This is a genomic window from Luteimonas sp. TWI662, from assembly GCF_039673825.1.
GTDB lineage: Bacteria > Pseudomonadota > Gammaproteobacteria > Xanthomonadales > Xanthomonadaceae > Luteimonas.
On record NZ_JBDJMI010000011.1, the window covers coordinates 90931 to 117435 of the forward strand.

Below are 26505 nucleotides of genomic sequence, written 5' to 3' on the forward strand. Positions count from 1 at the left end.
CCTTGGCCTGGCGATCGGCGTGGTCTACGCGGCCGTTCGCGCGGTGTGGGCGCGCTGGCGCGGGCGCTGAGCGCGTCCGCCCCCGAGGCGTTCGGCGCGCGTGATGTCAGAGCCGCGCGATCCGGAACCGCCTTCCCTTGATCTTGCCTTCGCGCAGCCGCGCGAGCGCCTGTGCGGCCTGGCCGTGTGCGATCGCGACATAGCTGCGGGTCGCGAACACGTCGATCTTGCCGATCGCCTCCTTGTGCAGACCGGCCTCGCCGGTCAGCGCGCCGACGATGTCGCCGGGGCGTAGCTTGTCGCTGCGGCCGGCGTCGATGCGCAGCGTGGCCATCGCTGCGGGCGGCACGTTCGTCGCCTTGCCGGACAACGGCATCAGCGTCTCCCAGCGCATCGGCTGGCCCAGGTGCGCCTCGATCGCCGTCGTGCGCGGCAACTCCCGTGGCGTCACCAGGTTCAACGCCAACCCGGTGCGACCGGCGCGGCCGGTGCGGCCGATGCGGTGCACGTAGGTATCGGGGTCGTGCGGCAGTTCGAAATTGACGACCGCGGCGAGGTCCTCGACATCGAGCCCGCGCGCGGCGACGTCGCTGGCGACCAGCACGGCGCAACTGCGGTTGGCGAACTGCAGCAGCACTTCGTCGCGATCGCGCTGCTCCATGTCACCGTGCAGCGCAAGCGCCGCGAAGCCGTAATGTGCCAGCGAGCCGGCGACCTCGACCACGTCGGCGCGAGTGTTGCAGAACACCACCGCCGACTCGGGCCGATAGCGCAGCAGCAGGGCGGCCAACAGCGGCGCGCGGCGCGCGGGTTCGACCTCGAAGCAGCGTTGATCGATGGCCGGGGCCTCGGTGTCGCCGCCGATGCCGATGCTGACCGGGTCACGCAGCATCGCCGCACCCAGCGCGCGGATGTCGTCGGGAAACGTGGCCGAGAACAGCAGGCCCTGGCGGGTCTTGGGCGTGCGTCCGACGATGTCGCGGATCGGTTCTTCGAAGCCCATGTCGAGCATGCGGTCGGCTTCGTCGAGCACCAGCGTGCGTACATGCCGCAGGTGCAACGCCTTCTTCTTGGTCAGTTCCTGGATGCGTCCGGGGGTGCCGACGACGATATGCGGATCGTGGGTCAACGACGCGAGCTGCGGACCCAGCGGAATGCCGCCGCACAGCACCGAGACCTTGAGGTTCGGAATGCCGACCGCGAGCCGGCGCAGCTGGCGCGCGACCTGGTCGGCGAGCTCGCGCGTGGGGCACAGCACCAGCGCCTGCGTTTCCACGCGCGCCGGATCGAGCCGCTGCAGCAGGCCGAGCCCGAAGGCCGCGGTCTTGCCGCTGCCGGTGGGCGCCTGCGCGATGGTGTCGTGGCCGGCGAGGATGGCCGGCAACGCCTGCGCCTGGATCGGCGTCATCACCGTGTAGCCGAGGGCGGCGACGCCCTGCAGCAGGGCGGGCGACAGCGGGAGAGTGGAAAACGCGGTGGGCTCGGTCATCCGCACATGATCGCAGGCGCGGGTCGTGTGCGTGGCATCGGCGTCGCGGGCGAAGCGTCACGACAATGGCCGCACGCGGCTATGCACCCAATCCTGCCTGGTGCTTCAAGGCCACCCATGCTCAGGCGCATGCCGCTTGCGCTCGCGTTAGTGGTACTTTAGTGTCACTCTCATGCGCACCGAACTCGTCACGACGCTCAAGCGCCAGGCCACCGAATTGCTGTCCGACATCGAACGGGACAGGCAGCCGATCCTCATCACGCAGCATGGTCTGCCCAGCGCCTATCTGGTGGATGTGGAGAGTTACGAGCGCATGCAGCAACGCATGTCGATTCTCGAAGGCATCGCACGTGGCGAACAGGCGATCGCCGAAGGCCGCGTTGCAAACCAGGACCAGGCCAAGGCACGTCTGGCTCGATGGCTGAAGTAGTCTGGTCGGAGCCGGCGATCGCGGACCTGGACGCCATCGCCGACTACATCGCGATCGAAAACCCGCGGGCTGCGGCGGCGTTCGTGGCGCGCGTATTCGTCCACGTCGAGCGACTCGCCGATCATCCGGCCAGCGGTCGCCGCCCTCCCGAGTTGCCCGGCTCGCGCTACCGAGAGATCGTTGAACCGCCGTGCCGTGTCTTCTATCGGCACGAGGGCCCACGCGTGCTCATCGTCCACGTCATGCGTTTCGAGCGCCTGCTGCGCATCGAACGTCTCGGCGTTCGCGCACGCACGGCCGGGAATCGCCCCCGCGATTGCGATTGATCCGCCCGCTCAGGCGTACAGCGTGGTCTGCGCGCCTTCCTCGACGATGGCGTGGGGCACGAAGCGGGCGCTGTCGCGGGTGATCGGGCCGTCATCCTCGCGAATGCCGATGCCGCAGGCGACATCGCCGACCACCCAACTGCCGACCAGCGGATAGCGGCCGTCGAACTGCGGCAGCGGGTGCAGCGCTTGGCGGATGCAGGGGCCAGCATAGGGGCCTTCGCTCTCGAGCCAGCGGCCGTCGGGCAGGTGCATGGCCACGTTCGCGCCTTCGCGCGAATGCAGCGGCTTGCGCACCCAGCCGGCCGGCAGCGCGCCGCCGTCGTCGAACGCTGCGGCCAACAGGTTGGGATGGCCCGGGTGGCGCTCCCACAGCAGCGGCAGGATGCCCTTGTTGCTGAGCAGTGCCTTCCACGGCGGTTCGAGCAGGCGCAGGCCCGAGCCGGGCAGCGCGCGGCCGAAGTCCTCGGCGAATAGGTCTTCGAGCGGGTAGAGCTTGAACAGCGTGCCGATCACGGTGTCGTCGAGGTCGGTGAAGCGGCCGTCGTCCGACAGCCCGACATCCTCGATCGCGATCGGCGCGCCATGCAGGCCGGCCTGGGCGGCGCAATCGCGCAGATAGTCGACCGTGCCCTGGTCTTCCTCGGAATCGCGCGAGGCGGCGAACAGCAGCGGCGGCGGCAGGTGCATCGACAACACACCGAAGCGCTCGACCAGCGCCTCGTGGATCGAATTGAACTGGTCGGCCTCGGCCGGCAGACGGCCGGTCTCGCGCTGGTCCTCCAGCCACTGCCACTGGAAGAACGCGGCTTCGAACAGCGAGGTCGGGGTGTCGTAGTTGAGTTCGTAGAGCTTGGCCGGGCCCCGGCCGTCGTAGGCGAAGTCCAGACGCCCGTAGAGATGACCGTCGCGGCGGCGCCAACTTTCGGCGACCCAGTCGCGGAACGGCGCAGGAATCGCCAGGCGCTGCATCAGCGCATCGCTGCCGGCGATCTCATCGACCAGGTCGAGCGCCATCGCGTGCAGCTCGGCGCTCGGGTCCTCGAGGTCGTCCTCAATCTGGCGCAGGGTGAACGCGTAGTAGGCGCGTTCGTCCCAGTAGCGGGCGCCGTCGATGGTGTGGAAGCGGAAACCGCTTTCGGCAGCGCGTGCGCGCCAGTCGCCGCGCTCGACGATCGGAATCCGCCGCACGCTCAGCCGCCGCTGCTGCGACCGCGTCCCGAGGCGCCGAAGCCGCCGCGCTGCGCGGTCATCGCGCGATCCGGGGTGGCGGCGACCGGCGTCAGGCCGGCGCGGCCGGCAGCCGTCGCACCGGACGGCCGCAACCAGCCGTCGGTGTTGCTGCGCCAGGCCGGGGTGGCCTGCGGCCGACCGGGGGCGGCGCCGCGTGCCCGGCCCGCGGCGGGCTGCTGGGCGAGCCCGGCGCGGTTGCCGCTCATCATCTGCGACAGGAAGAAGCCCGCCATCATCGGTCCGATGAACGAGTGCCCGGCCGTCGTGCGCTGCTCCACGCAATCCTCGGCCGGATAGTCGCGCGCGCAGGCTTCGCGGCTGCCGTACTGCGGGGCCGCATCGGCGGCCTGCTGGCGGGCCTGCTCGAACGCGACGCGGCAGTTGGAGGCATCGCCGGTGGCTTCGGTGCAGCGCTCGACCGAGGTGAACAGGCCTTCCTGCATCTGCACCGGCTGCTCGCGCTGGCAGGCGGTGAACAGCAGGGGGGCGGCGCCCATCAGCAGCAGGGCCGTCGTCTTCGATCGCTTCATGCGCACGGGTCTCGTCGTGTGGGCGGGTTCCAGCCTGTCATGATGCCGCGTGCGCGGTGCACGGGCAAAGCGCCAGGCCCGCTGGTTCAGTCGAACAGCAGGCTGCGATGGGTCGCGGCGCCGGCCATCGCGCCATCGCCGATCGCCAGCGCAACACTGTGCGCGGCGCGCGCAGCGTCGCCGCAGGCGAAGACGCCGGGCACCGAGGTGGCCTGCATCGCATCGGTGCGCACGAAGGCGCTCAGCGGCCCATCTTCGAAGGCACATCCGAGCTGCTCGGCCAGCGGGCTGGCGACGTGGGTGCGGCTGGCGACGAACAGCCCGTCGCATGCGATCAGCCGGCCGTCTTCGAGCACGACATCCGCGTCTCCGGCCACCGCGGCGATCCGCGCCGGCTCGATCCGCACGCCACGCGCAGCAAGCGCGGCGCGCTGGGTATCGTCGGGCACGAAGCGCCCATCGAGAAAGAACGTCACCGCGCCCCAGTCGGGCAGCATCAGGGCATGGTGCATCGAGACCTCGCCGACGGCGATCACACCGATGCGGCCGCGGTCGAGCTCGTAGCCGTGGCAGTACGGGCAATGGAACACGCTGCGTCCCCAGCGCACCTGCAGGCCTTCGATCGGCGGCAGCGTGTCGATCACACCGGTCGCCAACACCAACCGGCGCGCCTGCACGCGCTGGCCGGCCTCGTCCTCGACCGCGAACAGGCCGATGCCGCCATCGGCGCGCACCGCGGTCGCCTGTCGCCAGGTCACGGTCGGATAGGCCAGCACCTGGGCGCGGGCGTCGGCGGCGATCGCGTCAGGCGCGCGGCCGTCCTGGCCGATCAGCCCGTGCGAGGCGGACGCAAAGCGGTTGCGCCGCTGGCCGGCGTCGATGATGAGCACGCGCTGGCGCGCGCGGGCGAGCTGCATCGCAGCCGATAGGCCGGCATAGCTGCCGCCGACGACGACGGCATCGAAGGACGCGATGGGGTCAGGCATGGTCGGGGCGCTCGCAGGGGACGGTCGGGACATGCGGCATGCGCCGCGCGAACGAGGCGGCCAGTTCGGCCAAGGTCACCTCGCCCAGGCGCGCGATCAACAGCGCCTCGGCATCGCGAAAGGCGACGTCGAGCGCCTCGTTGACGGCCTGCTCGACCAGGCACGCGGGCTGCGCCAGCCGATGGCCCATCGCGAACACGGTCGGTTCGCCGACCGCGCGATAGATGTCGAGCAACGTCACCGTGCGCAGGTCGCAGCCCAGGGTCCAGCCGCCGCCCGGCCCCTTGGCCGAAGCGACGTAACCGCGCTCGCGCAGGCTGGCGAGCGTACGGCGGACCACCACGGGGTTCGTGCCCAGCGCGCGCGCCAGGGTCTCGGAGGTCAGCGGGCCGTCGTGCTGGGCCATGTGCAGCAAGACGTGCAGGACGGAGGACAGGCGGCTGTCGGGTTTCATGTAACTCAAAATATTACATTATGCCGAGGGCAGCAAGCCAAGGCTGGCGGCGCCGCCTAGACTGCGGCGTCCTGTCTTCGGAATGCCGCCGATGCGCAAGCTGTTGCCCGTTCTCCTGTTCGCCGCCGCACCCGCGCTCGCGCAGACCGTGCCGCCGCCGGCCCCCGAGGCGCATGCGCGCGCGGTCGCGGCGGGCTACAAGGCGCTGACGCTGTGCAGCGCGCATCTGGGTGGCGGCCGCACGCCTGCGCAAGTGGACGCGGTCGAACTGCGCGGCATCTATCCCGAATACCAGGCGCAGGTAGATGCGCTGACCGCCGTGGTCGACCGCGACGCGCAGACGGTCTCGGTCGCATTCGACCCGTCGCTGCCGCCGCGTATCGCCGCCTGGCGTCCGAACCTGGGCTGCGCGCAGTTGCCGATCGGGGCCGGCGCCGCCGCGGTGGCGACGCTGCCGCGCTTCGATGCCGCCGCGCCGGACCTCGATGCCCGGCCCTGGCCGCTGGGTGAGCGTGACGCGACTGCGCCGCTGCGCGGCGACGACCGCGCGCTGTCGGCCGCACTCGACGGCGCACTGGATGCCACCGCGTTCGGCGAGGGGCACGTCACCACCGCGGTCGTCGTGGTGCAGGGCGGACGCATCGTCGCCGAGCGCTATCGCGACGGCTTCGGCCCGCACGTGCCGCAGCGCACGTGGTCGGTCGCCAAGAGCCTGGCCGGCGCGCTGGTCGGCGTCGCCGCAGCCCAGGGCACGCTTGATCCGGCGCGCCCGGCGCCGGTGCCCGAATGGCAACGCCCGGGCGACCCGCGCGCGGCGATCACCGTCGACCAGTTGCTGCGCATGGCCAGCGGCCTGCACAGCGACACCGCCGGCAATCGCACCGATGCGCTGTACTTCGGCGGCGCGACCGTGGCCGAGGCCGCGCCCGGCTGGCCGCTGGCCGCGCCGCCGGGCGTGCGGTTCCGCTACGCCAACAACGACAGCGTGCTGGCGGTGCATGCGCTGCGCGCGGCCACCGGCGACGACGCACGGGCGCTGTCGCGTCCCTATACCGACCTGTTCTGGCCCACGGGCATGACGCGGACCTTCGCCGAGACCGACTGGCAGGGCGGCTACGTGCTGTCGAGCCAGGTCTGGTCGACCGCGCGCGACCTGGCCCGCTTCGGCCTGTTGCTCAAGGACGACGGCGTGGCCGACGGACGTCGACTGCTGCCGGAAGGCTGGGTGCGGCAGGCGACGACGCCGTCCGGCCCGCAGCCCGAGGGCGAGTTCGACTATGGCGCGACGCTGTGGCTGCTGCAGCGCTCGCCGGGCGTGCCGGCCGACACGTTCGCCGCGTTCGGCAACCGTGGGCAGTACATCCTGGTCGTGCCTTCGCGAGACCTCGTGCTGGTGCGCCGCGGTGAGGACCCGACCGGACAGCGCTTCGACATCGCCGCGTTCGCGGCGGCGGTACTGGCCGCGGTGGACTGAGCGAGTCGCCGCCCGCGTTGGGCGGAATTCGATCGCATCATCGGGCGCTTGCCCCCACCCGGCGCCTGCGGCGCCGACCTCCCCCGCGGGCGGGGGAGGTGCGCTGGAAACGCCGGCGTTCTGCGGGAACGCGACGTCGATGCCGGCTCAGCCGGCTTTCTTTTCGGCGATCCAGCGATCCACGCGCTGTTCGAGCAGGTCCAGCGGCAGCGCGCCGCCGCCGAGCACGGCATCGTGGAAGCCGCGAATGTCGAAGCGGTCGCCCAGTTCGGCCTCCGCCTTCCGGCGCAGCGCCTGGATGCGGATCATGCCGACCTTATAGGCGGTGGCCTGGCCGGGCATGATCAGATAGCGGCGGATCTCCGACTCGATCGCCGCCTGCGGGATCGAGCTGTTCTGTCGGAAGTAGTCGACCGCCTGCTGTTCCGTCCAGCCCTTGGCATGCATGCCGGTGTCGACGACGAGCCGGATCGCACGCCACATCTCCGACATCAACCGGCCGTATTCCGAGTAAGGGTCCTGGTAGGTGCCCGACATCTCCTTGGCCAGCCACTCCGAGTACAGGCCCCAGCCCTCGGTGTAGGCGGTGTGGAACTGCTGGGTGCGGAATGTCGGCACGCCCTGCAGCTCCTGGGCGATCGAGATCTGCATGTGGTGGCCCGGCAGGCCCTCGTGATAGGCGATGACCTCCAGTTCGGTCTTGGGCATCGCGTTCATATCCGACAGGTGCGCGTAGTAGATGCCCGGGCGCGACCCGTCCGGCGTACCGCGGTAGTAGTGCTGCGCCGCGCCGGGCTGCTCGCGGAACGCCTCCACGCGGCGCACCTCCAGGCCTGCCTTGGGCAGCAGACCGAAGTACTCGGGCAGGTGCTGGCGGATGTTGTCGATCGCGGCGGTCGCGTCGTCGATGTAGGCCTGGCGGCCGGCATCGGTGTCGGGATACTTGAAGCGCTTGTCGGTGTCGAGGAAGGTGAAGAACGCCAGCAAGTCGCCATCGAAGCCGACGCGGGTCTTGAGCGCCTCCATCTCGTCACGGAGGCGCGCGACCTCGTCCAGGCCCAACTGATGGACCTCGTCGGCGGTCATCGCGGTCGTGGTGTTCTCACGCAGGCGGTACGCGTAGTACGCCGCGCCATTGGGGTGGGTGGTGCCGACACCGGACGGGTTCTCCAGCGCCCGGGGCCGTTCCTGCTCGCTCCACGCGATGATCCGCTCGTAAGCCGGCTTGAGCTGCTCCACCAGAGCCACGCGCGCCTCGGCCTTGAGTTGCGCGGCGCGTTCGGCGGTCAGCTTGCCCTGTTCGACCAACGCATCGGCCTTGGCCTGGGCATCGGCCCACAGCGCGCTGTCGGGGCCGTCATCGAACGGAGCCCCGGCGATCACCTTGCGCGACTGGTCGATCACGCCTTCGAACGCGAACCGCGGCGGGCGGATGCCCTGCGCGGAGGCGGCGCGACCGCGCTCGAGCAGTTGGTCGAACATCGCCGGCGCCGCCTTGAGCCGGGCGATGTAGGCCTGGTAGCTCTGCTCGTCGTCGGCTTTGTGGACGTTGATCATGAATGTCGGGAACGCGCTGTGCATTCCCCCCATCTGGTGGAACACATAGCCGTTCATGGAAAACGCCATGCCATCGCGCATGCTTTCATACCCGCGCTTCCAGAGGTCCCACGACACTCTGGTCTCTGCATCGAGCGAGGCGTAGTCGAAGTTCGCCTCCATTTCCCGAACCGAAGCCTCCAACCAAGCCACCTGGTCTCGATTGGCCTGCTCCGACATGTCGTTGAGACTGTCATTGCGTTCCTTGCGGCCGAGAGAGCTCAGTTGGATCGGACTCATCTGCAGAGCCGTCTCGTAGTAGGTTTCGAACCAGGCGTTGAGGCGTGACGATTCGTCATCCGGTTGCTGCGCTGCCACGTCGGAGACGGATGCGACGGCGACCCACGGCGATAGCGACAGCGGTAGCGCCAAAGAGAGGGCGAGGGCCAGCGTGGAACCGGCGGCGATGGCGCGCATGGGCTGAACTCCTGAGGGTCGGACGTGCATTCTGCGGGGCAGCCAAGCGCCGCGCCCCTGCGGAATGTCATGGCAGCCGTTCCCAGGACCCGCAGGCGTGCAGATTTTTCCGCAGGCGCCCTGCGAGCGCCGCTCCGTGAACGCAGGCTGCACGCGCGTCGGAGCAGCGCGTGCGCTTCACTGCTGGGGAACGGAGACGGGCATAGCGTTGCCTCCCATGTCCACCGCTCCCCAATGCCTGCCCCCTCGGTAATCCGGAAAACGCCCCAGATGAAGCACGATCCCGCCACTGCCGCCCATCCAGCACCCGAGCCGATGCGCGAGTCGATTACGGAGATCGACGTGGACCATGCGTCGCTCAAGCGCTTCGCGGCCTCACTGCAACAGGCGCCGTACTACTCGGTGGGGCGGACCTGGGACGACTATGCGCCGGCCTACCGGCTCGGTCTGCGCAGTTGGCGTCGCCATCGCGGCGAGGAGTTCGAAACGGTCGCCGCGCAACTCGAGCGCGACTGGAACGCCACGCGCGGCGCCTCGCGATTGGGCTGGGTGGAAGCGCGCGGCGCGGTAGAAGCGGCCTGGCAGCACTGTGCGATGGACGCCGCATCCCGACAGGACGCGGCCCGGCGCGCCGATCGCAACGCCTGAGCGCACCCTGTGGCGCCGAACGGCGGCGCGCTACCATAGCGTCTTTTCCGCGAGAGTCGCGATGAGCGCTTCCCACGACGATGCCCGCAACGGTGTCCCCCGCGCCGAGGCCGAGACCGCTGTTCGTACGCTGCTGCGCTGGGCCGGCGAGGATCCGGCCCGCGAAGGTCTGCTCGATACCCCCCGCCGCGTCGTCGACGCCTACGGCGAATGGTTCAGCGGCTACGCGATCGACGCCGATGCCTATCTTGCGCGCACATTCGAGGAAGTCGCCGGTTACGACGAGATGATCGTGCTGCGCGACATCGAGTATGAGAGCCATTGCGAGCATCACATGGCGCCGATCATCGGCAAGGTGCATGTCGGCTACCTGCCGTCGGGTCGCGTGGTCGGCATCAGCAAGCTCGCGCGCGTCGTCGAGGCCTACGCCAAGCGTTTCCAGGTGCAGGAGAAGATGACCGCGCAGATCGCCGGCTGCATCCAGCGCGCGCTATCGCCGCTGGGCGTGGGCGTGGTGGTCGAAGGCGCGCATGAGTGCATGACCACGCGCGGTGTGCACAAGCGCGGGGTCAGCATGATCACCTCGACGATGCTGGGCAGCTTCCGCGACGATGCGCGCACCCGCGCCGAATTCCTGCAGTTCATCGAGGTCGGCGGCGGCCGCCGCTGACGCCGGCGATCAGTTCGCGAAGGTGTCCCAGGCCATCTTCGCGATCAGCACCACCACCAACGCGACGAACAGCTTGCGGATCAGCGGCGTCCCGCCGCGCAGCGCCAATCGCGTGCCGACCACCGACCCGCCGACGTTGGCCGCCGCCATCGGCACCGCGAACGCCAGCAGCACGTGGCCCGACGGCACGAAGAACGACAGCGCCGCCAGGTTGGTCGCCAGATTGACGATCTTCGAGGCGGCGGTCGCGCGCAGGAAATCCAGCCCGAAGAAGCGGATGAACAGGAAGATCAGGAAGCTGCCGGTGCCCGGCCCGAACAGGCCGTCATAGAACCCGATCGCAGCCCCCATCGCCAATGCCAGCGCCAGTTCTCGGCGGCCGACCTCGCGCGGGCGGTGCAGCGCGCCGAAGTCCTTCTTGACCAGGGTGTAGGCCAGCATCGCCACCAGCAGCACCAGGATCAGCGGCCGGACCGCATCGCGCGGGAGCAGGCTGACTGCGGTGGCGCCAGCGAACGCAAACACGAACGCGGTCGCCGAGGCGCACAGCACCGGCATCCAGGGAAACCGCACGTTACGCGCATAGCGCCAGCCCGCCGCCGCGGTTCCGAAGATCGAGCTGAACTTGTTGGTGCCCAGTAGCGCCGCCGGGGCGTGCTGGGGCAACGCTGTGAACAGACCCGGTAGCTGGACCAATCCGCCGCCGCCCACTGCCGCATCCACCAATCCGGCCATGAACGCGATGCATACCAGCCAGAGCAGTTCGGGAAACAGCGCGTCCACGCGGGGCCTGGAGAACCGGGCGCGCAAGCATACGCCTTCCACGCGCCGGTCCGCTCAGGATGGCTCGCGTACAATGCCCGGCCGTGCTCTGCGACACTCTTTGCCCGTGAATTCTTCGTCCCGCGCTCTCATCGAACCGCTCGTCGAGCGGGCCATCACCGCCCTGCGCGAGGCCGGCACGCTGCCCGCCGATCTCGCCACGCCCGCCTTTGTCGTCGAACGACCGAAGGACCGCAGCCATGGCGATTTCTCCACGAACGCGGCGATGCTGCTGGCACGCCCGGCCCGCTCGAACCCGCGCGCGCTCGCGCAGGCGCTGGTCGATGCGCTGCCGGCCAATGACGCGATCGCCTCGGTCGAGATCGCAGGCCCGGGTTTTCTCAACTTCCGCCTGACGCCGGGCGCCTGGCGCGACCAACTGGTCGCGGTACACGCGCAAGGCGACGCCTACGGCCGCAACGACAGCGGCGCGGCGCAGACCGCCGGCGTGGAGTACGTGTCGGCCAACCCGACCGGTCCGCTGCACGTGGGCCACGGCCGCGCTGCGGTGATCGGTGACTGCATCGCGCGCGTGCTCGACGCCAACGGCTGGAACGTCAAGCGCGAGTTCTACTACAACGACGCCGGCGTGCAGATCGAAAACCTCGCCCGCTCGGTGCAGGCGCGCGCACGCGGCCTGGCGCCGGGCGATGCCGATTGGCCGGCCGATGCCTACAACGGCGAGTACATCGCCGATGTCGCCCGCGCGTGCCTGGACGGCGCCACGGTCGAGGTCGAAGGCCAATGCGTGACCGGCACCGCGGATACCGACGACCTCGACGCGATCCGCCGGTTCGCGGTCGCCTGGCTGCGCCGCGAGCAGAACGCCGACCTGGCCGCGTTCGGGGTGAGCTTCGACGTCTACTTCCTGGAGTCGTCGCTGTACGCCGACGGCAAGGTCGAGGAAACCGTGAGCGCGCTCGTCGCCAATGGCCACACCTACGAAGACGGCGGCGCACTGTGGCTGCGCTCGACCGACTACGGCGACGACAAAGACCGCGTGATGCGCAAGTCCGACGGCAGCTACACCTATTTCGTGCCGGACGTCGCCTATCACCTGAGCAAGTGGCAGCGCGGCTACCGGCGCGCGATCACCGAACTGGGCGCCGACCACCACGGCTCGCTGGCACGCGTGCGCGCCGGCCTGCAGGCGCTCGATGCCGGCATCCCGGCCGGCTGGCCGGAATACGTGCTGCACCAGATGGTCACGGTGATGCGCGGCGGCGAGGAGGTGAAGCTGTCCAAGCGCGCCGGCAGCTATCTCACGCTGCGCGACCTGATCGACGAGGCCGGGCGCGATGCCACGCGCTGGTTCCTGGTCGCGCGCAAGCCCGACTCGCAGCTGGTGTTCGACATCGACCTGGCGCGCAGCCAGTCGCTCGACAACCCGGTCTACTACGTCCAGCTCTCGCATGCGCGCATCTGCGGCCTGCAGCGCCAGCTCGCCGAGCGCGGCCTGGCCTTCGACCTGCAGCACGGCCTGGCGCAGTTGCCGGACATGACGGACACGGCGCTGCGCGACGTGCTGATCGACCTGTCGCGCTGGCCCGAGATCGTCGCCGCGGCCGGCGTTCAGCTCGAGCCGCACCTGATCGCGACCTATCTGCTGGAGTTGGCGCAGGCCTTCCAGACGTACTACAACGATCACCAGTTCCTGGTCGACGACGCCCCGACGCGCGACGCGCGGCTGGCGCTGGCGACGGCCGTAGGGCAGGTGCTGCGCAACGGCCTGGCGCTGCTGGGCGTGCAGGCTCCGGAGGCGATGTAATGGCAGCAAGACGCGGAAAATCCCAGGCACGACGCAACGGCGGCAGCTCCGGCGGCCTGCCCGGCTGGGCGTGGATGATCATTGGCGTGGTGCTCGCGCTGGGCGTGGTGCTGGCGGTGCCGCGGCTGTTCAAGCCCGACGCCGAAGACGGCTTCTTCCGCCCGCGCCCCAATCCCGACGCGCAGCCGGCGACCGGCGCCCTCGACGAGGACGCACCGGCGCCGCTGGCCGAACCCCCGGCGCCGCGACCGCGCACCGCGCAGCCGCAGCCCGCGCCTGCCGCCGACTACGACTTCTACACCCTGCTGCCCGACCAGGAGGTGCCGATGTCCGACGCCGAGCTGGCCGCCAGCGCGCGCGCCGAGACCGAGCGCCGGCAACGCGCCGAGGCGCAGCAGCAGGCGCTGCAGGGCCGTCATCCCGACGCTGCGGACCTGGCCGGCGCCCGGACCGGCCCGACGCCGCTGAGCGAGACGCCGGCAACGGCGACCGCCCCGGCGACGACACCGGCCCGGCCAACCCCCACGGCATCGACGACACCGGCCGCCGGCAGCGATGCCCGCTACCTGCTGCAAGCCGGTTCGTTCAGCGCCTCGGGCGATGCCGAAGCGCTCAAGGCCCGTATCGCGCTGCTGGGCCTGAGCGCCCGGGTCGAAGCCGGCCAGGCGCAGGGCAAGACGGTCTACCGCGTGCGCATGGGGCCCTATGGCACTGCCACCGAGCTGGCCGAGGCCAAGCAGAAGCTCGGCAACGGCGGGCTGCCGGCGCTGGCGATCAAGGCCCAGTGACGGAGGCACCCGACCATGGCTGACGACACCCGCCTGAGCGATGCCGAGCTCGACCGGCTGGACACGTTGCTCGATCGCTGCACCGACCCGGAGACTGGGCTGGGCAACCTGGAAATGCTCGACGGCTTCCTGTCGGCGTTCGCGGTCGGCCCGGTCGAAGTCGCGCTGGACACCGTGCTGCCGCTGGTCTGGGGCATGGGCGAGGTCGCGCGCCGCGATGCCCGCCAGACCCGCGAGGCCGAGGCGCTGATCGCCCGGCTGGCCGACGAGATCGTGCACCGCGTGCGCCAGGACCCGCAGGAGGGCGTCGCCCACGAGGCGCTGATGCCGATGCTCGGTCTGCCGCCCGAGGCCGAAGATGGCCAGGCCGAAGGCGATGCCGCGGGTGGACTGGACGGCGTGCCGGCCGACTTCCCGTTCGCAGCCGCGTGGGCCGCCGGGTTCCTGCGCGCCGCCGCCGAACACGAAGACGCGTGGTCTGAGTGGATGCAGGAGCACGAGTCGATCGAGAACGATCTAGGCGTCATCGCCCGGTTGGCGATCGTCGATGCGAGCCAGCTCGAGGAGGCCGAGATGGCCGAGGGCGACATGCTCTCGCTCGAGGAGCGCTTCGACCTCGCCTACGACCTGCCCGACATGCTCCACGACATGTATCTGCAGCGCTTGCACGATCGGCGTCCGCAACCGGCCCGGCGCGCCGAGGTGCCCGGCCGCAACGATCCGTGCGCCTGCGGCAGCGGCCGCAAGTACAAGACCTGTTGCGGCAAGCCGACGCTGCATTGATCGGCGGGGCGGCGCGATGCCGCATCCGTCCCGCCCCCATTCGCGCCAGCACAGGCGCAAGCCCGGGAGAGCCCCATGCCCCGCACCCTTCTCGTCACCGGCGCGACTTCGGGATTCGGCGCCGTGACCGTCGCCCGCTTCCTGCAGGGCGGTTGGCGCGTGATCGCCACTGGCCGCCGCGCCGAGCGGCTGCAGGCGCTGATCGACACGCACGGCACCGAGCGCCTGCACGTGGCCGCATTCGACATCCGCGATGCCGACGCGATGCGCGCCGCGCTCGACGCACTGCCAGACGCCTTCCGCGGCATCGACGTGCTGATCAACAACGCCGGGCTGGCGCTGGGCACCGCGCCGGCGCAACGCGCCGATCTCGCGCAGTGGACGCAGATGATCGACACCAACGTCACCGCGCTCGTCACACTGACGCATGCGTTGCTGCCGACGTTGATCGAACGCCGCGGCGCGATCCTCAACATCAGTTCGATCGCCGGCAGTTATCCCTATCCGGGCGGCAACGTCTACGGCGGCACCAAGGCCTTCGTCACCCAGTTCTCGCTCGGCTTGCGGTCCGATCTGCACGGCACCGGCGTGCGCGTGACCTCGATCGAACCGGGCATGGCCGAGACCGAGTTCACGCTGGTGCGCACCGGCGGCGACCAGGCCGCCTCCGACACGCTCTACGGCGGCGCCACGCCGATGACCGCCGAGGACATCGCCGAGCAGCTGTGGTGGGTCGCCAACCTGCCGCCGCATCTGAACATCAACCGGCTCGAGATCATGCCGGTCAGCCAGTCGTTCGCCGGTTTCCAGGTCCATCGCGGCGGCTGACCGCCGCGTGCATCGGAATTCCCGGCCGCCTCGTGCGCCGGCGGCCCTGAGGCCACCGACGCGGTTGTCGCGGCTTACTCGAGCGGCGTGTCGTCGAGATAGGTGTAGCCGGTAAGCCCGGCTTCGAGCGCGTCCTTGAGCCGCTGCGCTTCATCGGCCGCCAGCGCCGCGTCGTCGACCATCGCGGTGTAGCGCGCGCGCAGGTCCTCGAGGCGATAGCCGACGTAGTCGAGCATCACGTCGGTGGTGTCGCCACGGCGCTGCTGCGCGATCGTGATGCCATCGCCCTCGATCTTCACTTCGACCGCATCGGTGTCGCCGAACAGGTTGTGGATGTCGCCGAGAATTTCCTGGTAAGCGCCGACCATGAAGAAGCCCAGCCGGTACTGCTCGCCCGCACGCAGCGCATGCAGTGGCAACGAGGTGTCGAGGTCCTCGTTCTCGACGTAGGTGTCGATCTTGCCGTCCGAGTCGCAGGTCAGATCGGCGATGACACCGCGGCGCTCGGGCAGCTCGTCGAGGCGCTCGATCGGCACGATCGGGAACACCTGATCGATCGCCCAGACATCGGGCATCGACTCGAACACGCTGAAGTTGACGAAGTACTTGTCGACCAGGCGCTCGTTGAGCTCGTCGAGCAGCGGGCGATGGCTCTTCTCGTCGAAGGTCAGCCGCGCGCGGACCGCGTGCGCGATTGCATAGAACAAGTCGTCGATGCGCGCCCGGTGCACCAGGTCCAACTGGCCGAGCGCGTACAGCGCCAGGCCCTCGGCGTGGTGGTGCTGCGCCTCGTGGAACAGCTCCACCGCCGGCCGCGCCGCCAGTTCGCCGTGCAGCTCGCGCAGGTTGGCCACCACCGCCGGCTCGTCACTGTGCGCGTCGGGCACGCGGCCTTCGGGCGCGCGCTCGACCTCCGACACATTGGCGACCAGTACCGCATGGTGGGCGGTCATCGCGCGCCCGCATTCGGTGACAATGCGCGGCGGCGGCAGCCCATGCTCGGCGCAGGCCTGCGCCAGCGGTTGGACGATACTGCCGGCGTACTGGCGCACGCCATAGTTGACCGAGTTGTAGCTGCGCGAGCGCGTGCCTTCGTAGTCCACACCGAGGCCGCCGCCGACGTCGACGTGGCTGATGCGCGCACCCAGCCGCGAGAGCTCGACGAAATAGCGCACCGCCTCGCGCATGCCGTTGGCGATGTCGCGAACGTTGGAGATCTGCGAACCCATGTGGAAATGCAACAGCTGCAGGCAGTCGCTCATGCCCGCGTCGCGCAGCTTCTTCCACAGGTCCAGCAACTGCCGCGGATTGAGCCCGAACTTGGCCTTGTCACCGCCGCTGTTCTGCCACTTGCCCGCGCCCAGCGAGGCCAATCGCATGCGCACGCCCAGACCCGGCTTCACGCCGAGCGCGGCCGCTTCCTCCATCACCAGCGCAAGCTCGGACGGCTTCTCGACGACGATGAACGTCTCCAGGCCAAGCTTGCGGCCGATCAGCGCCAGGCGGATGTATTCCCGGTCCTTGTAGCCGTTGCATACGACCAGACCACCCGGGCGCGAGAGCGCGAGCACGGCCATCAGCTCGGGCTTGCTGCCCGCTTCCAGGCCGAAGCCCTCGCCGTGATGCGAGGCCAGCGTGCCTGCCACACCGCGGTGCTGGTTGACCTTGATCGGATAGACCGCGGTGTAGCCGCCGGCATACTCCCACTCGGCCTGCGCCTGTGCGAACGCCGCCTGCAGCCGATGCAGGCGGTCGCCGAGAATGTCGGGAAAGCGCACCAGCAGCGGCAATTGGGCACCATTGGCGCGCGCGGCGTCGACCGCCTCGGGCAGCGCGATCGACGGGCCCTGCGCGCCGCGCGGCGAGACGACGATGCACCCGGCGTCGTCGACATCGAAATACCCCTCGCTCCAATGCGGGATCGAGTAGGTCTTGCGGGCGTGGTCGGTCGACCAGGCAGTCATCGGCAGGCGTCCATCGGCGAAGGGGCCGCATAGTCTAGGGGCTGGCGGCGCAACCTGCGGTGACATGCCCTCAGCGGTCACCGTGCCGATACGTTGGCGGGCCGGCAACCTTGCGTACGCGGCCCGCGATCCGACGCCGACCAGAGGCGATGAAGGCGACGTAGCTGCCGGGCAGGTCCAGCGCGTCGACCACCCGCTGCAGCGTCGCATCGGCGTCGAACACCAGGCCGCGCAGCCGCACCAGTACCACGAAGTGCGGCAGCCCGTCGGCATCGCCCTTGATGTGCTTGCGCGCGATCCAGGCACTGCCGATCTTCCCGGTCGCCGCCAGCGAGGCGCGCGCGGCGGCGAGTGCAGCCCCGTCCAGGCCATGCGGCAGAAGCGCATCACCGTCCGAGAGTGCATTGCGCGCTTGCTACGCACCGCGCCGTCGGTCGTCGATCGATACCTGGTCGCTGATCACCGCGTCCAGCGCATCGAGGTCGTCGCGTCGGCGATAGTAGGCAGCGAGCGCCTCGTTGACCGCATCCGCTGCCCCGGGATCGAGCATCCGTGCGTGATGCAACAGCCCCACGCCAGCGAGCTCGTCGCGTTCGAGCAGCAACGCGCCCAGGCGAAAGTGTGCGAACGCATCCTGCGGCGCGACGCGCACCGCGTCGCGGTACAGGGGCACCGGGTCGTCCTGCGGCCGCACGCGCTCGACCAGGGCCGCGTACTCGACAGTCTCGGCCGGCGTGCGAGCCAAACCGCTTTCGAGTGCGGCGAGCCGGTCACGGTCCTCGGCGTGCGCGCGGTGGCGCTCGCGCCAGCCATCGCCGATGCGCAGGCGCCAGTCCTCGCTGAACGCTGCCTCCAGCGACGGCAACAGGTCGCCCAGCAGAAGCTCGGCCGCGCTGCGCTCGGGCGGCGGCGCGACCATCGCTTCCACGCCCAGAGCCTGCAGTCGCTGTGCGAGCGTGGGATGGGTGTCATGGACGCCGGCGCGGGCAGTCAGCTGCGCGGCCAACCGGGCGTCGTCCTCCGGATGCGGACTCCGCAGCGCGGTCGCCATTTCGCGCAGCAGGCGGTCCGGCGGCTCGGCGCGCTCGCGGTTGGCATCGATCACCGACGGCCAGAACTCGTGCGCCAGGCGCGCGGCGCCGACATTGACCCGAATCAGCGCACTGCCGGCGACATCGGCGCCGGCCAGCCGGGCGGCCATCGCATCGGCCTGATACTCATTCTGGCGCGCGAGCACGAAGCTGTAGGCGTCGAAGTACGGCGCGTACCAGCGGAAGAATCGCTCGAACACCCGGCTCGCCCACGCACCGCGCGCGGCCAGGCCGTCGAGCACGCGGTACCAGCTCAGGCGCACACGGTGAATCCAGCCAGAGAAGCGGCCATGCCCGCCGCCGAAGTGACCGAACTCGTGGGCGACCACCGATGCGAACTGCCCCGGGTCGAGCAGTTGCATCAGCGGCAGGCCCAGCACGAGATAGTGGCGATGGCCGAACAGTCCGAGCACCCGCGGCACGCTGGCGGCCGCGGCATTGAGGTCGTCGTCGATCAGGATGCCCGACAGCCGCGGCGCTCCGGCAGCGCGTCGCAGGCGCTCGACCTCGGCGACCAGCCGCGGCGCCTCGCCGGGTGCGAGCGGCCGCCCTGCTGGCGGCTCGAAGCGTACCCACAGCGCGCGCAGCACCAGCCAGCCGAAGCCGATCGGGATCCAGACCACCTTCGCCAGCTTGACCAGCAGCAGCGGGCTGATCACCAGCAGCAGCGCGACCAGTCCCACCGACAACCCGAGGGCCAGCACCACCGCGCCGCCGAGCACACAGAAACCCAAGGCCGCCAGCAGGGCCAGCCGCATCCGGTAGGCCCCGGGCGCGCGTTGCGCGAACGTCTCCAGCCGCGCGACCCGCGCACGGCGCTCCGTTTCCGACATCATCCTTGCGTCCCCTCGTCACGCCGTCCGGCGCGTCCCCGACCCGAATCCTAATCCGCGCGCCGGGCCAGGAGAAGCGCCCCTCGCGGCAGTCCTCGGCGCCCGGCCTGTCATGGGGGCTCGGCTACAATGCGCGGCCCGCAATTGACCGGAACCTTTCGCATGTCCGCTCCGACCTGGCTCCACGAGACCTTCGATCCCACCGGCTCGTCGATCGGCTTCCGCGTGACGAAGAAGCTCGACGAAGTGCAGTCGCCGTTCCAGAAGATCGAGATCTACGAGAGCACCGACTGGGGCAACGTGATGCTGATCGACGGCGCGATGATGGTCACCACGCGCGACAATTTCTTCTATCACGAGATGGTCTCGCACCCGGCGCTGTTCACCCATGCCGCGCCCAAGCGCGTGGTGATCATCGGCGGCGGCGACTGCGGCACGCTGCGCGAAGTGCTCAAGCATCCGGGCGTCGAAAGCGCAGTGCAGTGCGACATCGACGAGCAGGTCACGCGGATGTCGGAGAAGTACTTCCCCGAACTGTGCGCCTCCAACGACGACCCGCGCGCGCAGCTGCTGTTCGACGACGGCATCGCCTACATGCGCGACTGTGCACCCGACAGCGTCGACGTCGTCATCGTCGATTCGACCGATCCGGTCGGGCCGGCCGAGGGTCTGTTCAACAAGGCCTTCTTCGACAGCTGCTTCCGCGCGCTCAAGGACGACGGCATCCTGGTGCAGCAGTCCGAATCCCCGCTGGCCCTGCTGGACCTGATCCGCGAGATGCGCGCCGAGATGGGCAAGGCCGGCTTCACCACGTTCCAGACGCTGCCATTCCCGCAGCCTTGTTACCCGACTGGTTGGTGGAGCGTGACGCTGGCGCGCAAGGGCCAGGGCTTCGACTTCCGCCAGGCCGACGCCGCTGCCAAGGGCTTCGAGACCGCGTACTACAGTGCCCAGATCCACCAGGCCGCGCAGGTGCTGCCGCCGTTCGTGGCCAAGGCCCTGGAGGCCTGAGCCCACACCCCGGCGATGCCGCGGCTTCCGCCGCGCATCGCCCGCATCGCGCTCGACCCGCTCAGCCGATGCCGGCCGCTCGCAGCCCCGCCGCCGCGAGCGCCCCCAGCACCACCACGCCCAGGAACGGCACGCCGCGCCACAGCGCGACGACCGCGACCAGCAACGCGCCGGCCCGGGCATCGAGCACGACGCCCCCGGCGCCGGCAAAGCCGTTGACGACCACCAGGGCGGCCAGCAACCCGATGGTCATCGCCGAGGTGATGCGCGCCATGCGTGCGCCTTCCAGCCAGCGCGCCGGCACCAGGTAGCCGGTGAGCTTGGTCGCGAACGCGACCGCGCAGGCCAGCAGCAACCAACCCCAGGTCGCGCTCACGCCCGCGCCTCCGATGCAACGTTGCGCCGCGCGAGCAAGGCGCCCCAGGCGGCTGCGACCGCCGCCGCGACCAGGATCGGCACGCCCGCGGGCAGCCAGGGCATCGCCAGTGCAGTCGCCAAGGCGCAGACCACCGCGATCGCGACCGGCTCGCGGCCGCGCAGCCGTGGCCACAGCAGGCCGATGAAGGCCGCGACCGCGGCACCGTCCAGGCCCCAACGCCGGGGATCGCCGATCACATCGCCCAGCAGTGCCCCGACCAGCGTGAACAGGTTCCAGCACACGAACACACCCAGCCCCGCGACCCAGAAGCCACGGCGTTGTTCGGCAGGTTCGGGCTGGCCGGCCGCAGTCGCGGCGGATTCGTCGATCGTCACCTGCGCCGCGAGCAGGCGCGTCCATCCGCGCGGGTGCAGCAGCCGATTGATCTGCACTGCATAGACCGCATTGCGCACGCCCAGCAGGCTGGCCGCCCCGAACGCCGCCGCGCCTGCCCCGCCGCCGGCGAGCACGCCGACGAATGCGAACTGCGAGCCGCCGGTGAACATCAGCAGGCTCAGCGCCATCGTCTGCCACAGGTCGAGCCCGGCAGCGACCGACAGCGCGCCGAAGGACACCCCATAAAGCCCGGTGGCCAGCGCGATCGACAGGCCGATCCGCGTCGCCGGCGTCAGTGACAGTCCCATGCGGTCATTCTCGTCGTCGCCCCCAGGCACGCATCAACGCGCGGCGTCGCAGTCGGCCGGGCGCGCGAGGTCGGTCATCGCCTCGACCTCGCGCAACGCTCCGTCGGGCGCGAAGTGGAACCGCCACGTACGCTCGCAGCGCATCGGAATCGGATTGATGTCGGCGCGCCAGCCCGGGCCGCCGTCGGCCTGCCCGATCGCGTAGTACAGGCTGTCGGGGCCGGTCGCCAGCGCGTCCTGCGATGCGGCATCGTCGCCGGCCTCGGCCCGCATCCGGCGCAGCTGCGCATCGGCGGCGGCCGCCGCGACCGGCAGGCCTTCGAGCGGCAGCGCATCGAGGTCGAGCAGGTCGGGTTCAAGAACGGACGGCGACGCCTCGCGCCCGGCCGCGACGGCCTCCCAGCGCATCCCGGGCGCCGGGTAGGCATCGCCATAGGTGTAGCGCAGCAGCGCTGCCGGGTCGCCCGGCGACTGCAGCCACAGCAACGCCGAGCCGTCGGCGTAGAGGTAGACGAAGCGGTGCAGCCGCAGCGCGTGGCCCCGCAGCTCCGGCCGCGCCGCGAGCTCGGCCAGCAGCGCGCGGAAGTACGCCGGGCGGTGGAGATGATCAGGCTTGGCCGCGTGCACTGGTGTGGGCGGCGACGGCGCGGCCGCGGGACGGTCACAGGCGGCGAGGAGGCAGGCGAGCGCGATGGCCGCGACGGCCCCCGGACGCGCACGGGGGCCAGGCTGCCCCGCGCGCGACCCGCGTGCCGTCATCGCACGGCGCAGGCCCGTCATCCAGCGACCCGCGACCCAACGTCCTGTCCACCGGACCCACAACGTCGCAACGCAAGTCGGCACAGCCGTTCGCAGAGTGCGGGAAAGGCCATGCCCATCGCGGCCGCCGATTGCGGCATCAGGCTGGTTGCCGTCATTCCCGGCAGGGTGTTGAGTTCCAGGCACCACAGCCGGCCCTGTGCGTCGAGGCGGAAATCGGCACGACTGTAGTCGCCGAGCTTGAGCGCGGCGTGCGCGCGCAGCGCCAGGGACCTCGCCTGCTCGGCGACCTCAGGCGGGAGATCCGCCGGGAACATCTCGCGCACGACGCCCTGGTACTTGTCCTCGTAGTCGAACACGCCATCGGCCGGCAACACGATTTCGCCGACCGCGAGCGCGTGCCCGTCCAGCACACCGACGGTGAGCTCGCGCCCGGGCACGAAGCGCTCAAGCATCACTTCCGTGTCGAGCGCCAGGACCCGCTCGATCGCAGGCCGCAAGCCGGCGGCCTCGCGCACGACCGACAGGCCGATCGTCGAGCCCTGCCGGTTCGGCTTGACCACCAGGGGCCAGCCCAGATGCGCGATCTGCGCCTCGTCCGCCGGATGCATCGCCCAGTCGGGCGTCGGCACACCCGCGGCCCGCATCAGGCGCTTGGACAGGTCCTTGTCCATCGCGACGCCGCTGCCCAGATGGCCGGTGCCGGTATAGGGAAGGCCGGCCAGATCGAGCAGCGCCTGGAGCGTGCCGTCCTCGCCGGTGCCGCCGTGCAACGCCAGGAAAACGACGTCGCAATCGCGGGGAAACGTCGCGGCCAGACCGCCAGCCGTCGACGGAACGCGCGCCATAGCGCCGGTTTCGGGCGGCGCCACCGCGACTTTGGTATCCAGTAGCCGGCGTTCGGCCTCGTCATCGAGCAGGCCATGGGCGGTGTCGACCACCCGGACCTCGTGGCCGAGCCGGCGCAGCGCGCCCACCACCTGGGCGCCGCTGACGATCGACACGTCCCGCTCGGCGCTGGTGCCACCGCACAGCACCGCGACCCGCAACGCCCCGCCGCTCACAACGCGTCGGCGTCCAGCTCGCCGGTGCGGATCCGCACCACGCGCTCGAGGTCGTAGACGAAGACCTTGCCGTCGCCGATCCGGCCCATGCCCGCGGACTTGAGCACGGTCTCGACCACGGCATCGACGATGTCGTCGGTCACCGCGATCTCCAGCTTCACCTTCGGCAGGAAATCCACGACGTACTCCGCGCCGCGATAGAGCTCGGTGTGGCCCTTCTGGCGGCCGAAGCCCTTGACTTCGGTGACGGTGATGCCGGTCACGCCGACCTCGGCGAGCGCCTCGCGCACGTCGTCGAGCTTGAACGGCTTGATGATCGCCATGACCATCTTCATCGCAGTGCCTCCGCAAGGGGATGCGCCAAGGATACGCCACCCTCACGCGTCGCCCTACACGATGCCGAGCACGCGGCGCAGCACGCTTGTCCGCGTGCCGGGAGGCATGGTCTAGTGCGCCCCGCGCCGCGACCGGGGAATTTTCTGACGACGCGCCGCGGAGGCGGCCGACTGCATGCGTTGCGCATGCCGGCGACGCTATCTGTACACCGTGAGGACTGACTGATGATCGATCTGAACAACATCGACGAGCTCGCGCGTCGCCTCAGCGGGCTGGTGCCCGCCGGCCTGCGCGAGAGCCGCGAGGAACTGCAGGAAAACTTCAAGGCCGTGCTGCAATCGGGCCTGGCGAAGCTGGACCTGGTCACGCGCGAGGAATTCGAGGTCCAGCGTGCAGTGCTGCTGCGCACGCGCGAAAAGCTCGAGACCCTGGAAGCGCAGGTCCGCCAGCTCGAGACCCAGGGCGCGTCCCAGGCCGCGCCGCCGGCACCCTCGGCGGACAGTTTCGACACCGCCCACTAACCGCCCACTAAAAGGACAGCACCATGGGACTTGCGCTCGTGCACGGACGTGCGCGCGCAGGCATCCGGGCACCCGCGGTCAAGGTCGAGGTGCACCTGGGCGGCGGCCTGCCATCGATGTCGATCGTCGGCCTGCCGGAAGCCGCAGTGCGCGAAGCCAAGGACCGGGTCCGCGCCGCGATCCAATGCGCGCAGTACGAGTTCCCGGCGCGCCGGATCACCGTCAACCTCGCCCCGGCCGACTTACCCAAAGGCGGCGGCCGCTTCGACCTGCCGATCGCGCTCGGCATCCTGGCCGCCAGCGGCCAGGTCCCGGCCGAGACGCTGCGCGACTGGGAGTTCCTCGGCGAGCTCGGACTGACCGGCGAACTGCGCGCGGTCGACGGTGTACTGCCGGCCGCGCTTGCGGTCGCCGACTCCGGCCGTGGCCTGGTCGTGCCGGCCGGCAACGGCGCCGAGGCCGCGCTGGCGTCCGACGTCGAGGTGCGGACTGCCCGCACGCTGCTGGAGGTCTGCGCGCTGCTCGGCGGCACCAAACCGTTGCCGGTCGCGGCCGCCCCGCCGCAGTGCGCACTGCCCGGCCCCGACATGCGCGAGGTCCGCGGCCAGGCCCAGGCCCGGCGCGCGCTGGAGATCGCCGCCGCCGGCGGCCATCACCTGCTGCTCGTCGGCCCACCAGGCTGCGGCAAGACCCTGCTCGCCTCGCGGCTGCCCGGCCTGCTGCCCGATGCCGGCGAAGCCGAAGCACTGGAAACCGCTGCGGTACTCTCGATCAGCGGTCGCGGCCTCGACCCGGCCCGCTGGCGCACGCGCCCGTTCCGCAGTCCGCATCACACTGCCAGCGCGGTCGCGCTGGTCGGCGGCGGCAACGAACCGCGCCCTGGCGAAATCTCGCTGGCGCATAACGGCGTGCTGTTCCTCGACGAACTGCCCGAATGGGACCGCCGTGCGCTGGAGGTGCTGCGCGAGCCGCTGGAGTCCGGCACGGTGACCATCTCGCGCGCCGCGCGGCAAAGCGAGTTCCCGGCCCGCTTCCAACTGGTCGCCGCGATGAATCCCTGCCCTTGCGGCTGGGCCGGCGACGTGTCGGGACGCTGCCGCTGCAGCAATGAGGCGATCGCCCGCTACCGCGCGCGTATCTCCGGCCCGCTGCTCGACCGCATCGATCTGCACGTCGACGTCCCGCGTCTGCCGCCGGCCGCCCTGCGCCCCGATGCGCCGCAGGGCGAAACCAGCGCCGCGATCCGGGTCCGCGTCGACGCCGCGCGCGCGCGCCAGCAGGCGCGCGCGGACACCCTCAACGCCCGGCTCGACCAGACCGCGACCGCCCGCCATTGCCGCCTCGCCCCCGCCGACCAGGCGCTGCTCGAGCGTGCGATCGAATCCCTGCACCTGTCGGCGCGCGCGATGCACCGCATCCTGCGCGTGGCCCGGACCATCGCCGATCTCGACGGCAAAGCGGATATCGCATCCCGGCACCTGACCGAGGCGCTGGGCTATCGGGGGATCGATGCCGCTCAAACTCAGGTAACGCATTCGGTGGGTTAAGAGGCAAAAAGCCAAATTATCAACGTCCGAGGCGAACCGACATAATCTGCTCGGAAGTGCGAATCAGATCAGGGAATTATTGATGCCGAACTGCCCGATCAAGGTGAGTGTCTTGCTGCCATCGAGTCAATAAACAGCGTTGCGATGAGACCGCCTAATTCCTAGGTGGGCCGCGGACGGCTGAACTGGGGCGCGACCAAGGCAGACACAGGCTCAGTCAATCGATCTGATTGGTCTGAGCCAGCAACAGATTTCCTCGTTCGAGATCAGGGGAGGCGCGTCCCCGTCTTGCTACTGGCGACGCTGGCAGTCGGGCCAGCGGTAAAGGTGGAAGAACTGATCGGAATGCCGGGGCGTCGTACTACAGCTGAACGGGCGCCACGACACAGCCTTGCCATGACACCAGACAAGAAAGCCTTCCGCCAGCTAGGGGCGCGCATGGCCGAACTACGCCGCAACTAGGAACTGACACAGGCGCAGCTAGGCGAACTTGTGGGCGTCAGCCAGCAGCAAATCGCCTCGTTCGAAATCGCGCGCAGGCGCGTGCACGTGTCGCTACTGACCACCTTGGCGACCGGACGGGCGGTGACGCCGGAGGAATTGATCGGAGCACCGGGCCGGCGACCTGCTGGCAAGCGTGGGCCAGCACCCAAGTTGCAACAGCAATTGGAACGGATGAGCCAGCTACCGAAGGCCAAGCAGAAGATGGTAAGCGAGGTATTGGATTCACTGCTGGCGCAGGCAGGTCGATAAGTCGAACATCGCAACGAAGGCGAGGCCCGCAACAATGCGGGCCTTCTTCATTAAAGTCTCGGAGATTCCTTTAAATGGATGTTTCTGGTTCAAGCTCATGCAGGCTTCCATTCATTCCAAACTAATTCGGCAGCATCGCGCCAAAGGGCCTCTCCCACTCGAAGCTGCATCACTGGCTCTAACGACCTGGGCAGACTCAACTTCCAAGTGCACACCCGGCGGAGTGTAGGGTGTCGCGATGGGAAAACAGTACAGCCACCTGAGCGCGGAAGAGCGCGCAGTGCTTCAGGTCGAGCGCAACCGCGGGACGAGCCTTCAGGAG

28 protein-coding genes are annotated in these 26505 nt (G+C 70.0%); 12 read left to right on the top strand and 16 right to left on the bottom strand.

Annotation, left to right across the window (positions count from 1 at the left end; translation table 11 throughout):
- Positions 1-106: 106 nt before the first annotated feature.
- Complete coding sequence (gene dbpA, locus ABE488_RS09760; RefSeq protein WP_346448123.1) at positions 107-1489, bottom strand: ATP-dependent RNA helicase DbpA; 1383 nt, start codon at positions 1487-1489, stop codon at positions 107-109.
- A 172-nt stretch (positions 1490-1661) separates the two neighbouring features.
- Between dbpA and ABE488_RS09765 the strand changes: the two genes are divergently transcribed.
- Both ABE488_RS09765 and ABE488_RS09770 read left to right on the top strand, forming a co-directional pair.
- A complete protein-coding gene (locus ABE488_RS09765) occupies positions 1662-1919 on the top strand; it encodes a type II toxin-antitoxin system Phd/YefM family antitoxin (RefSeq protein WP_346448125.1) in 258 nt (85 codons plus the stop codon).
- Entirely contained in the window at positions 1907-2245 is a 339-nt protein-coding gene (locus ABE488_RS09770) for a type II toxin-antitoxin system RelE/ParE family toxin (RefSeq protein ID WP_346448127.1), read from the top strand. The genes ABE488_RS09765 and ABE488_RS09770 overlap by 13 nt, the downstream gene beginning before the upstream one ends.
- Positions 2246-2254: 9 nt before the next feature.
- Here the strand turns inward: ABE488_RS09770 and ABE488_RS09775 are convergent, their stop codons facing one another.
- The 4 genes from ABE488_RS09775 to ABE488_RS09790 form a co-directional block, all read right to left on the bottom strand.
- Positions 2255-3436 (bottom strand): glutathionylspermidine synthase family protein, encoded by a 1182-nt coding sequence (locus ABE488_RS09775; protein WP_346448128.1) that lies wholly within the window; start codon positions 3434-3436, stop codon positions 2255-2257.
- A gap of 2 nt (positions 3437-3438) precedes the next feature.
- Positions 3439-4008 (bottom strand): DUF1190 domain-containing protein, encoded by a 570-nt coding sequence (locus ABE488_RS09780; protein ID WP_346448130.1) that lies wholly within the window; start codon positions 4006-4008, stop codon positions 3439-3441.
- A gap of 86 nt (positions 4009-4094) precedes the next feature.
- On the bottom strand, positions 4095-4994 hold the full coding sequence (locus ABE488_RS09785; protein WP_346448131.1) for an NAD(P)/FAD-dependent oxidoreductase: 900 nt from the start codon (positions 4992-4994) through the stop codon (positions 4095-4097).
- On the bottom strand, positions 4987-5448 hold the full coding sequence (locus tag ABE488_RS09790) for an Rrf2 family transcriptional regulator (protein WP_346443584.1): 462 nt from the start codon (positions 5446-5448) through the stop codon (positions 4987-4989). The genes ABE488_RS09785 and ABE488_RS09790 overlap by 8 nt, the downstream gene beginning before the upstream one ends.
- Before the next feature lie 91 nt (positions 5449-5539).
- On the opposite strand from ABE488_RS09790, the gene ABE488_RS09795 reads away from it, so the two are divergent.
- Entirely contained in the window at positions 5540-6922 is a 1383-nt protein-coding gene (locus ABE488_RS09795) for a serine hydrolase (protein ID WP_346448132.1), read from the top strand.
- Positions 6923-7069: 147 nt separating this feature from the next.
- Here ABE488_RS09795 and ABE488_RS09800 read toward each other — a convergent pair whose 3' ends face one another.
- Complete coding sequence (locus ABE488_RS09800) at positions 7070-8935, bottom strand: DUF885 domain-containing protein (RefSeq protein ID WP_346448133.1); 1866 nt, start codon at positions 8933-8935, stop codon at positions 7070-7072.
- A gap of 270 nt (positions 8936-9205) precedes the next feature.
- Here ABE488_RS09800 and ABE488_RS09805 point away from each other — a divergent pair, with 270 nt between their 5' ends.
- Positions 9206-9583, top strand: a complete 378-nt coding sequence (locus ABE488_RS09805; RefSeq protein ID WP_346443581.1) for a hypothetical protein — start codon at positions 9206-9208, stop codon at positions 9581-9583.
- A gap of 61 nt (positions 9584-9644) precedes the next feature.
- Positions 9645-10253 (top strand): GTP cyclohydrolase I FolE, encoded by a 609-nt coding sequence (gene folE / locus ABE488_RS09810; RefSeq protein ID WP_346443580.1) that lies wholly within the window; start codon positions 9645-9647, stop codon positions 10251-10253.
- A gap of 9 nt (positions 10254-10262) precedes the next feature.
- Here folE and ABE488_RS09815 read toward each other — a convergent pair whose 3' ends face one another.
- Positions 10263-11063 carry a TSUP family transporter gene (locus tag ABE488_RS09815; protein WP_346448134.1) on the bottom strand — a complete coding sequence of 267 codons (801 nt, stop codon included), beginning with the start codon at positions 11061-11063 and terminating at the stop codon, positions 10263-10265.
- Between the two features lie 79 nt (positions 11064-11142).
- On the opposite strand from ABE488_RS09815, the gene argS reads away from it, so the two are divergent.
- The 4 genes from argS to ABE488_RS09835 all read left to right on the top strand — a co-directional run bounded on the left by argS (position 11143) and on the right by ABE488_RS09835 (position 15242).
- Entirely contained in the window at positions 11143-12843 is a 1701-nt protein-coding gene (gene argS / locus ABE488_RS09820) for an arginine--tRNA ligase (RefSeq protein ID WP_346448136.1), read from the top strand.
- Positions 12843-13631: an SPOR domain-containing protein gene (locus ABE488_RS09825; protein WP_346443577.1), complete on the top strand. Its 789-nt coding sequence runs from the start codon at positions 12843-12845 to the stop codon at positions 13629-13631. The genes argS and ABE488_RS09825 overlap by 1 nt, the downstream gene beginning before the upstream one ends.
- A gap of 15 nt (positions 13632-13646) precedes the next feature.
- The gene (locus ABE488_RS09830) at positions 13647-14414 is read left to right on the top strand and encodes a UPF0149 family protein (protein ID WP_346443576.1); all 768 of its coding nucleotides are present in this window, start codon (positions 13647-13649) and stop codon (positions 14412-14414) included.
- Between the two features lie 75 nt (positions 14415-14489).
- Positions 14490-15242 (top strand): SDR family NAD(P)-dependent oxidoreductase, encoded by a 753-nt coding sequence (locus tag ABE488_RS09835; protein ID WP_346448138.1) that lies wholly within the window; start codon positions 14490-14492, stop codon positions 15240-15242.
- Positions 15243-15316: 74 nt separating this feature from the next.
- Here the strand turns inward: ABE488_RS09835 and speA are convergent, their stop codons facing one another.
- From speA to ABE488_RS09850, 3 genes are all read right to left on the bottom strand, one after another.
- Positions 15317-17206 carry an arginine decarboxylase gene (gene speA, locus ABE488_RS09840; protein ID WP_346448139.1) on the bottom strand — a complete coding sequence of 630 codons (1890 nt, stop codon included), beginning with the start codon at positions 17204-17206 and terminating at the stop codon, positions 15317-15319.
- A gap of 70 nt (positions 17207-17276) precedes the next feature.
- The gene (locus tag ABE488_RS09845) at positions 17277-17456 is read right to left on the bottom strand and encodes a hypothetical protein (RefSeq protein WP_346448140.1); all 180 of its coding nucleotides are present in this window, start codon (positions 17454-17456) and stop codon (positions 17277-17279) included.
- 165 nt (positions 17457-17621) lie between these two features.
- Complete coding sequence (locus ABE488_RS09850; protein ID WP_346448142.1) at positions 17622-19133, bottom strand: M48 family metallopeptidase; 1512 nt, start codon at positions 19131-19133, stop codon at positions 17622-17624.
- Positions 19134-19292: 159 nt separating this feature from the next.
- Here ABE488_RS09850 and speE point away from each other — a divergent pair, with 159 nt between their 5' ends.
- Positions 19293-20141 (top strand): polyamine aminopropyltransferase, encoded by an 849-nt coding sequence (speE, locus tag ABE488_RS09855; RefSeq protein ID WP_346448143.1) that lies wholly within the window; start codon positions 19293-19295, stop codon positions 20139-20141.
- A 61-nt stretch (positions 20142-20202) separates the two neighbouring features.
- Here speE and ABE488_RS09860 read toward each other — a convergent pair whose 3' ends face one another.
- The 5 genes from ABE488_RS09860 to ABE488_RS09880 form a co-directional block, all read right to left on the bottom strand.
- Complete coding sequence (locus tag ABE488_RS09860) at positions 20203-20517, bottom strand: AzlD domain-containing protein (protein WP_346448144.1); 315 nt, start codon at positions 20515-20517, stop codon at positions 20203-20205.
- Positions 20514-21203 (bottom strand): AzlC family ABC transporter permease, encoded by a 690-nt coding sequence (locus tag ABE488_RS09865; protein ID WP_346448145.1) that lies wholly within the window; start codon positions 21201-21203, stop codon positions 20514-20516. The genes ABE488_RS09860 and ABE488_RS09865 overlap by 4 nt, the downstream gene beginning before the upstream one ends.
- A gap of 33 nt (positions 21204-21236) precedes the next feature.
- Entirely contained in the window at positions 21237-21830 is a 594-nt protein-coding gene (locus ABE488_RS09870; protein WP_346448147.1) for a hypothetical protein, read from the bottom strand.
- 149 nt (positions 21831-21979) lie between these two features.
- Entirely contained in the window at positions 21980-23026 is a 1047-nt protein-coding gene (locus tag ABE488_RS09875; RefSeq protein ID WP_346448148.1) for a D-alanine--D-alanine ligase, read from the bottom strand.
- Entirely contained in the window at positions 23023-23361 is a 339-nt protein-coding gene (locus tag ABE488_RS09880; RefSeq protein WP_183425161.1) for a P-II family nitrogen regulator, read from the bottom strand. The genes ABE488_RS09875 and ABE488_RS09880 overlap by 4 nt, the downstream gene beginning before the upstream one ends.
- Before the next feature lie 225 nt (positions 23362-23586).
- Between ABE488_RS09880 and ABE488_RS09885 the strand changes: the two genes are divergently transcribed.
- Positions 23587-23883 (top strand): accessory factor UbiK family protein, encoded by a 297-nt coding sequence (locus tag ABE488_RS09885; protein ID WP_346448150.1) that lies wholly within the window; start codon positions 23587-23589, stop codon positions 23881-23883.
- Positions 23884-23906: 23 nt separating this feature from the next.
- Entirely contained in the window at positions 23907-25430 is a 1524-nt protein-coding gene (locus tag ABE488_RS09890; protein ID WP_346448152.1) for a YifB family Mg chelatase-like AAA ATPase, read from the top strand.
- A 726-nt stretch (positions 25431-26156) separates the two neighbouring features.
- On the opposite strand, the gene ABE488_RS09895 is transcribed toward ABE488_RS09890, so the two are convergent.
- Positions 26157-26282, bottom strand: coding sequence for a hypothetical protein (locus ABE488_RS09895; protein WP_346448154.1), 126 nt, complete (start codon positions 26280-26282; stop codon positions 26157-26159).
- Between the last annotated feature and the right edge of the window lie 223 nt (positions 26283-26505).

Coding starts and splice junctions, on each gene's coding strand:
- dbpA (WP_346448123.1), bottom strand. CDS start 1,489: ATGACCGAGCCCACCGCGTTTTCCACTCTCCCGCTGTCGCCCGCCCTG.
- ABE488_RS09765 (WP_346448125.1), top strand. CDS start 1,662: ATGCGCACCGAACTCGTCACGACGCTCAAGCGCCAGGCCACCGAATTG.
- ABE488_RS09770 (WP_346448127.1), top strand. CDS start 1,907: ATGGCTGAAGTAGTCTGGTCGGAGCCGGCGATCGCGGACCTGGACGCC.
- ABE488_RS09780 (WP_346448130.1), bottom strand. CDS start 4,008: ATGAAGCGATCGAAGACGACGGCCCTGCTGCTGATGGGCGCCGCCCCC.
- ABE488_RS09785 (WP_346448131.1), bottom strand. CDS start 4,994: ATGCCTGACCCCATCGCGTCCTTCGATGCCGTCGTCGTCGGCGGCAGC.
- ABE488_RS09790 (WP_346443584.1), bottom strand. CDS start 5,448: ATGAAACCCGACAGCCGCCTGTCCTCCGTCCTGCACGTCTTGCTGCAC.
- ABE488_RS09795 (WP_346448132.1), top strand. CDS start 5,540: ATGCGCAAGCTGTTGCCCGTTCTCCTGTTCGCCGCCGCACCCGCGCTC.
- ABE488_RS09800 (WP_346448133.1), bottom strand. CDS start 8,935: ATGCGCGCCATCGCCGCCGGTTCCACGCTGGCCCTCGCCCTCTCTTTG.
- ABE488_RS09805 (WP_346443581.1), top strand. CDS start 9,206: ATGAAGCACGATCCCGCCACTGCCGCCCATCCAGCACCCGAGCCGATG.
- folE (WP_346443580.1), top strand. CDS start 9,645: ATGAGCGCTTCCCACGACGATGCCCGCAACGGTGTCCCCCGCGCCGAG.
- ABE488_RS09825 (WP_346443577.1), top strand. CDS start 12,843: ATGGCAGCAAGACGCGGAAAATCCCAGGCACGACGCAACGGCGGCAGC.
- ABE488_RS09830 (WP_346443576.1), top strand. CDS start 13,647: ATGGCTGACGACACCCGCCTGAGCGATGCCGAGCTCGACCGGCTGGAC.
- ABE488_RS09835 (WP_346448138.1), top strand. CDS start 14,490: ATGCCCCGCACCCTTCTCGTCACCGGCGCGACTTCGGGATTCGGCGCC.
- speA (WP_346448139.1), bottom strand. CDS start 17,206: ATGACTGCCTGGTCGACCGACCACGCCCGCAAGACCTACTCGATCCCG.
- ABE488_RS09850 (WP_346448142.1), bottom strand. CDS start 19,133: ATGATGTCGGAAACGGAGCGCCGTGCGCGGGTCGCGCGGCTGGAGACG.
- speE (WP_346448143.1), top strand. CDS start 19,293: ATGTCCGCTCCGACCTGGCTCCACGAGACCTTCGATCCCACCGGCTCG.
- ABE488_RS09865 (WP_346448145.1), bottom strand. CDS start 21,203: ATGGGACTGTCACTGACGCCGGCGACGCGGATCGGCCTGTCGATCGCG.
- ABE488_RS09880 (WP_183425161.1), bottom strand. CDS start 23,361: ATGAAGATGGTCATGGCGATCATCAAGCCGTTCAAGCTCGACGACGTG.
- ABE488_RS09885 (WP_346448150.1), top strand. CDS start 23,587: ATGATCGATCTGAACAACATCGACGAGCTCGCGCGTCGCCTCAGCGGG.
- ABE488_RS09890 (WP_346448152.1), top strand. CDS start 23,907: ATGGGACTTGCGCTCGTGCACGGACGTGCGCGCGCAGGCATCCGGGCA.
- ABE488_RS09895 (WP_346448154.1), bottom strand. CDS start 26,282: ATGAGCTTGAACCAGAAACATCCATTTAAAGGAATCTCCGAGACTTTA.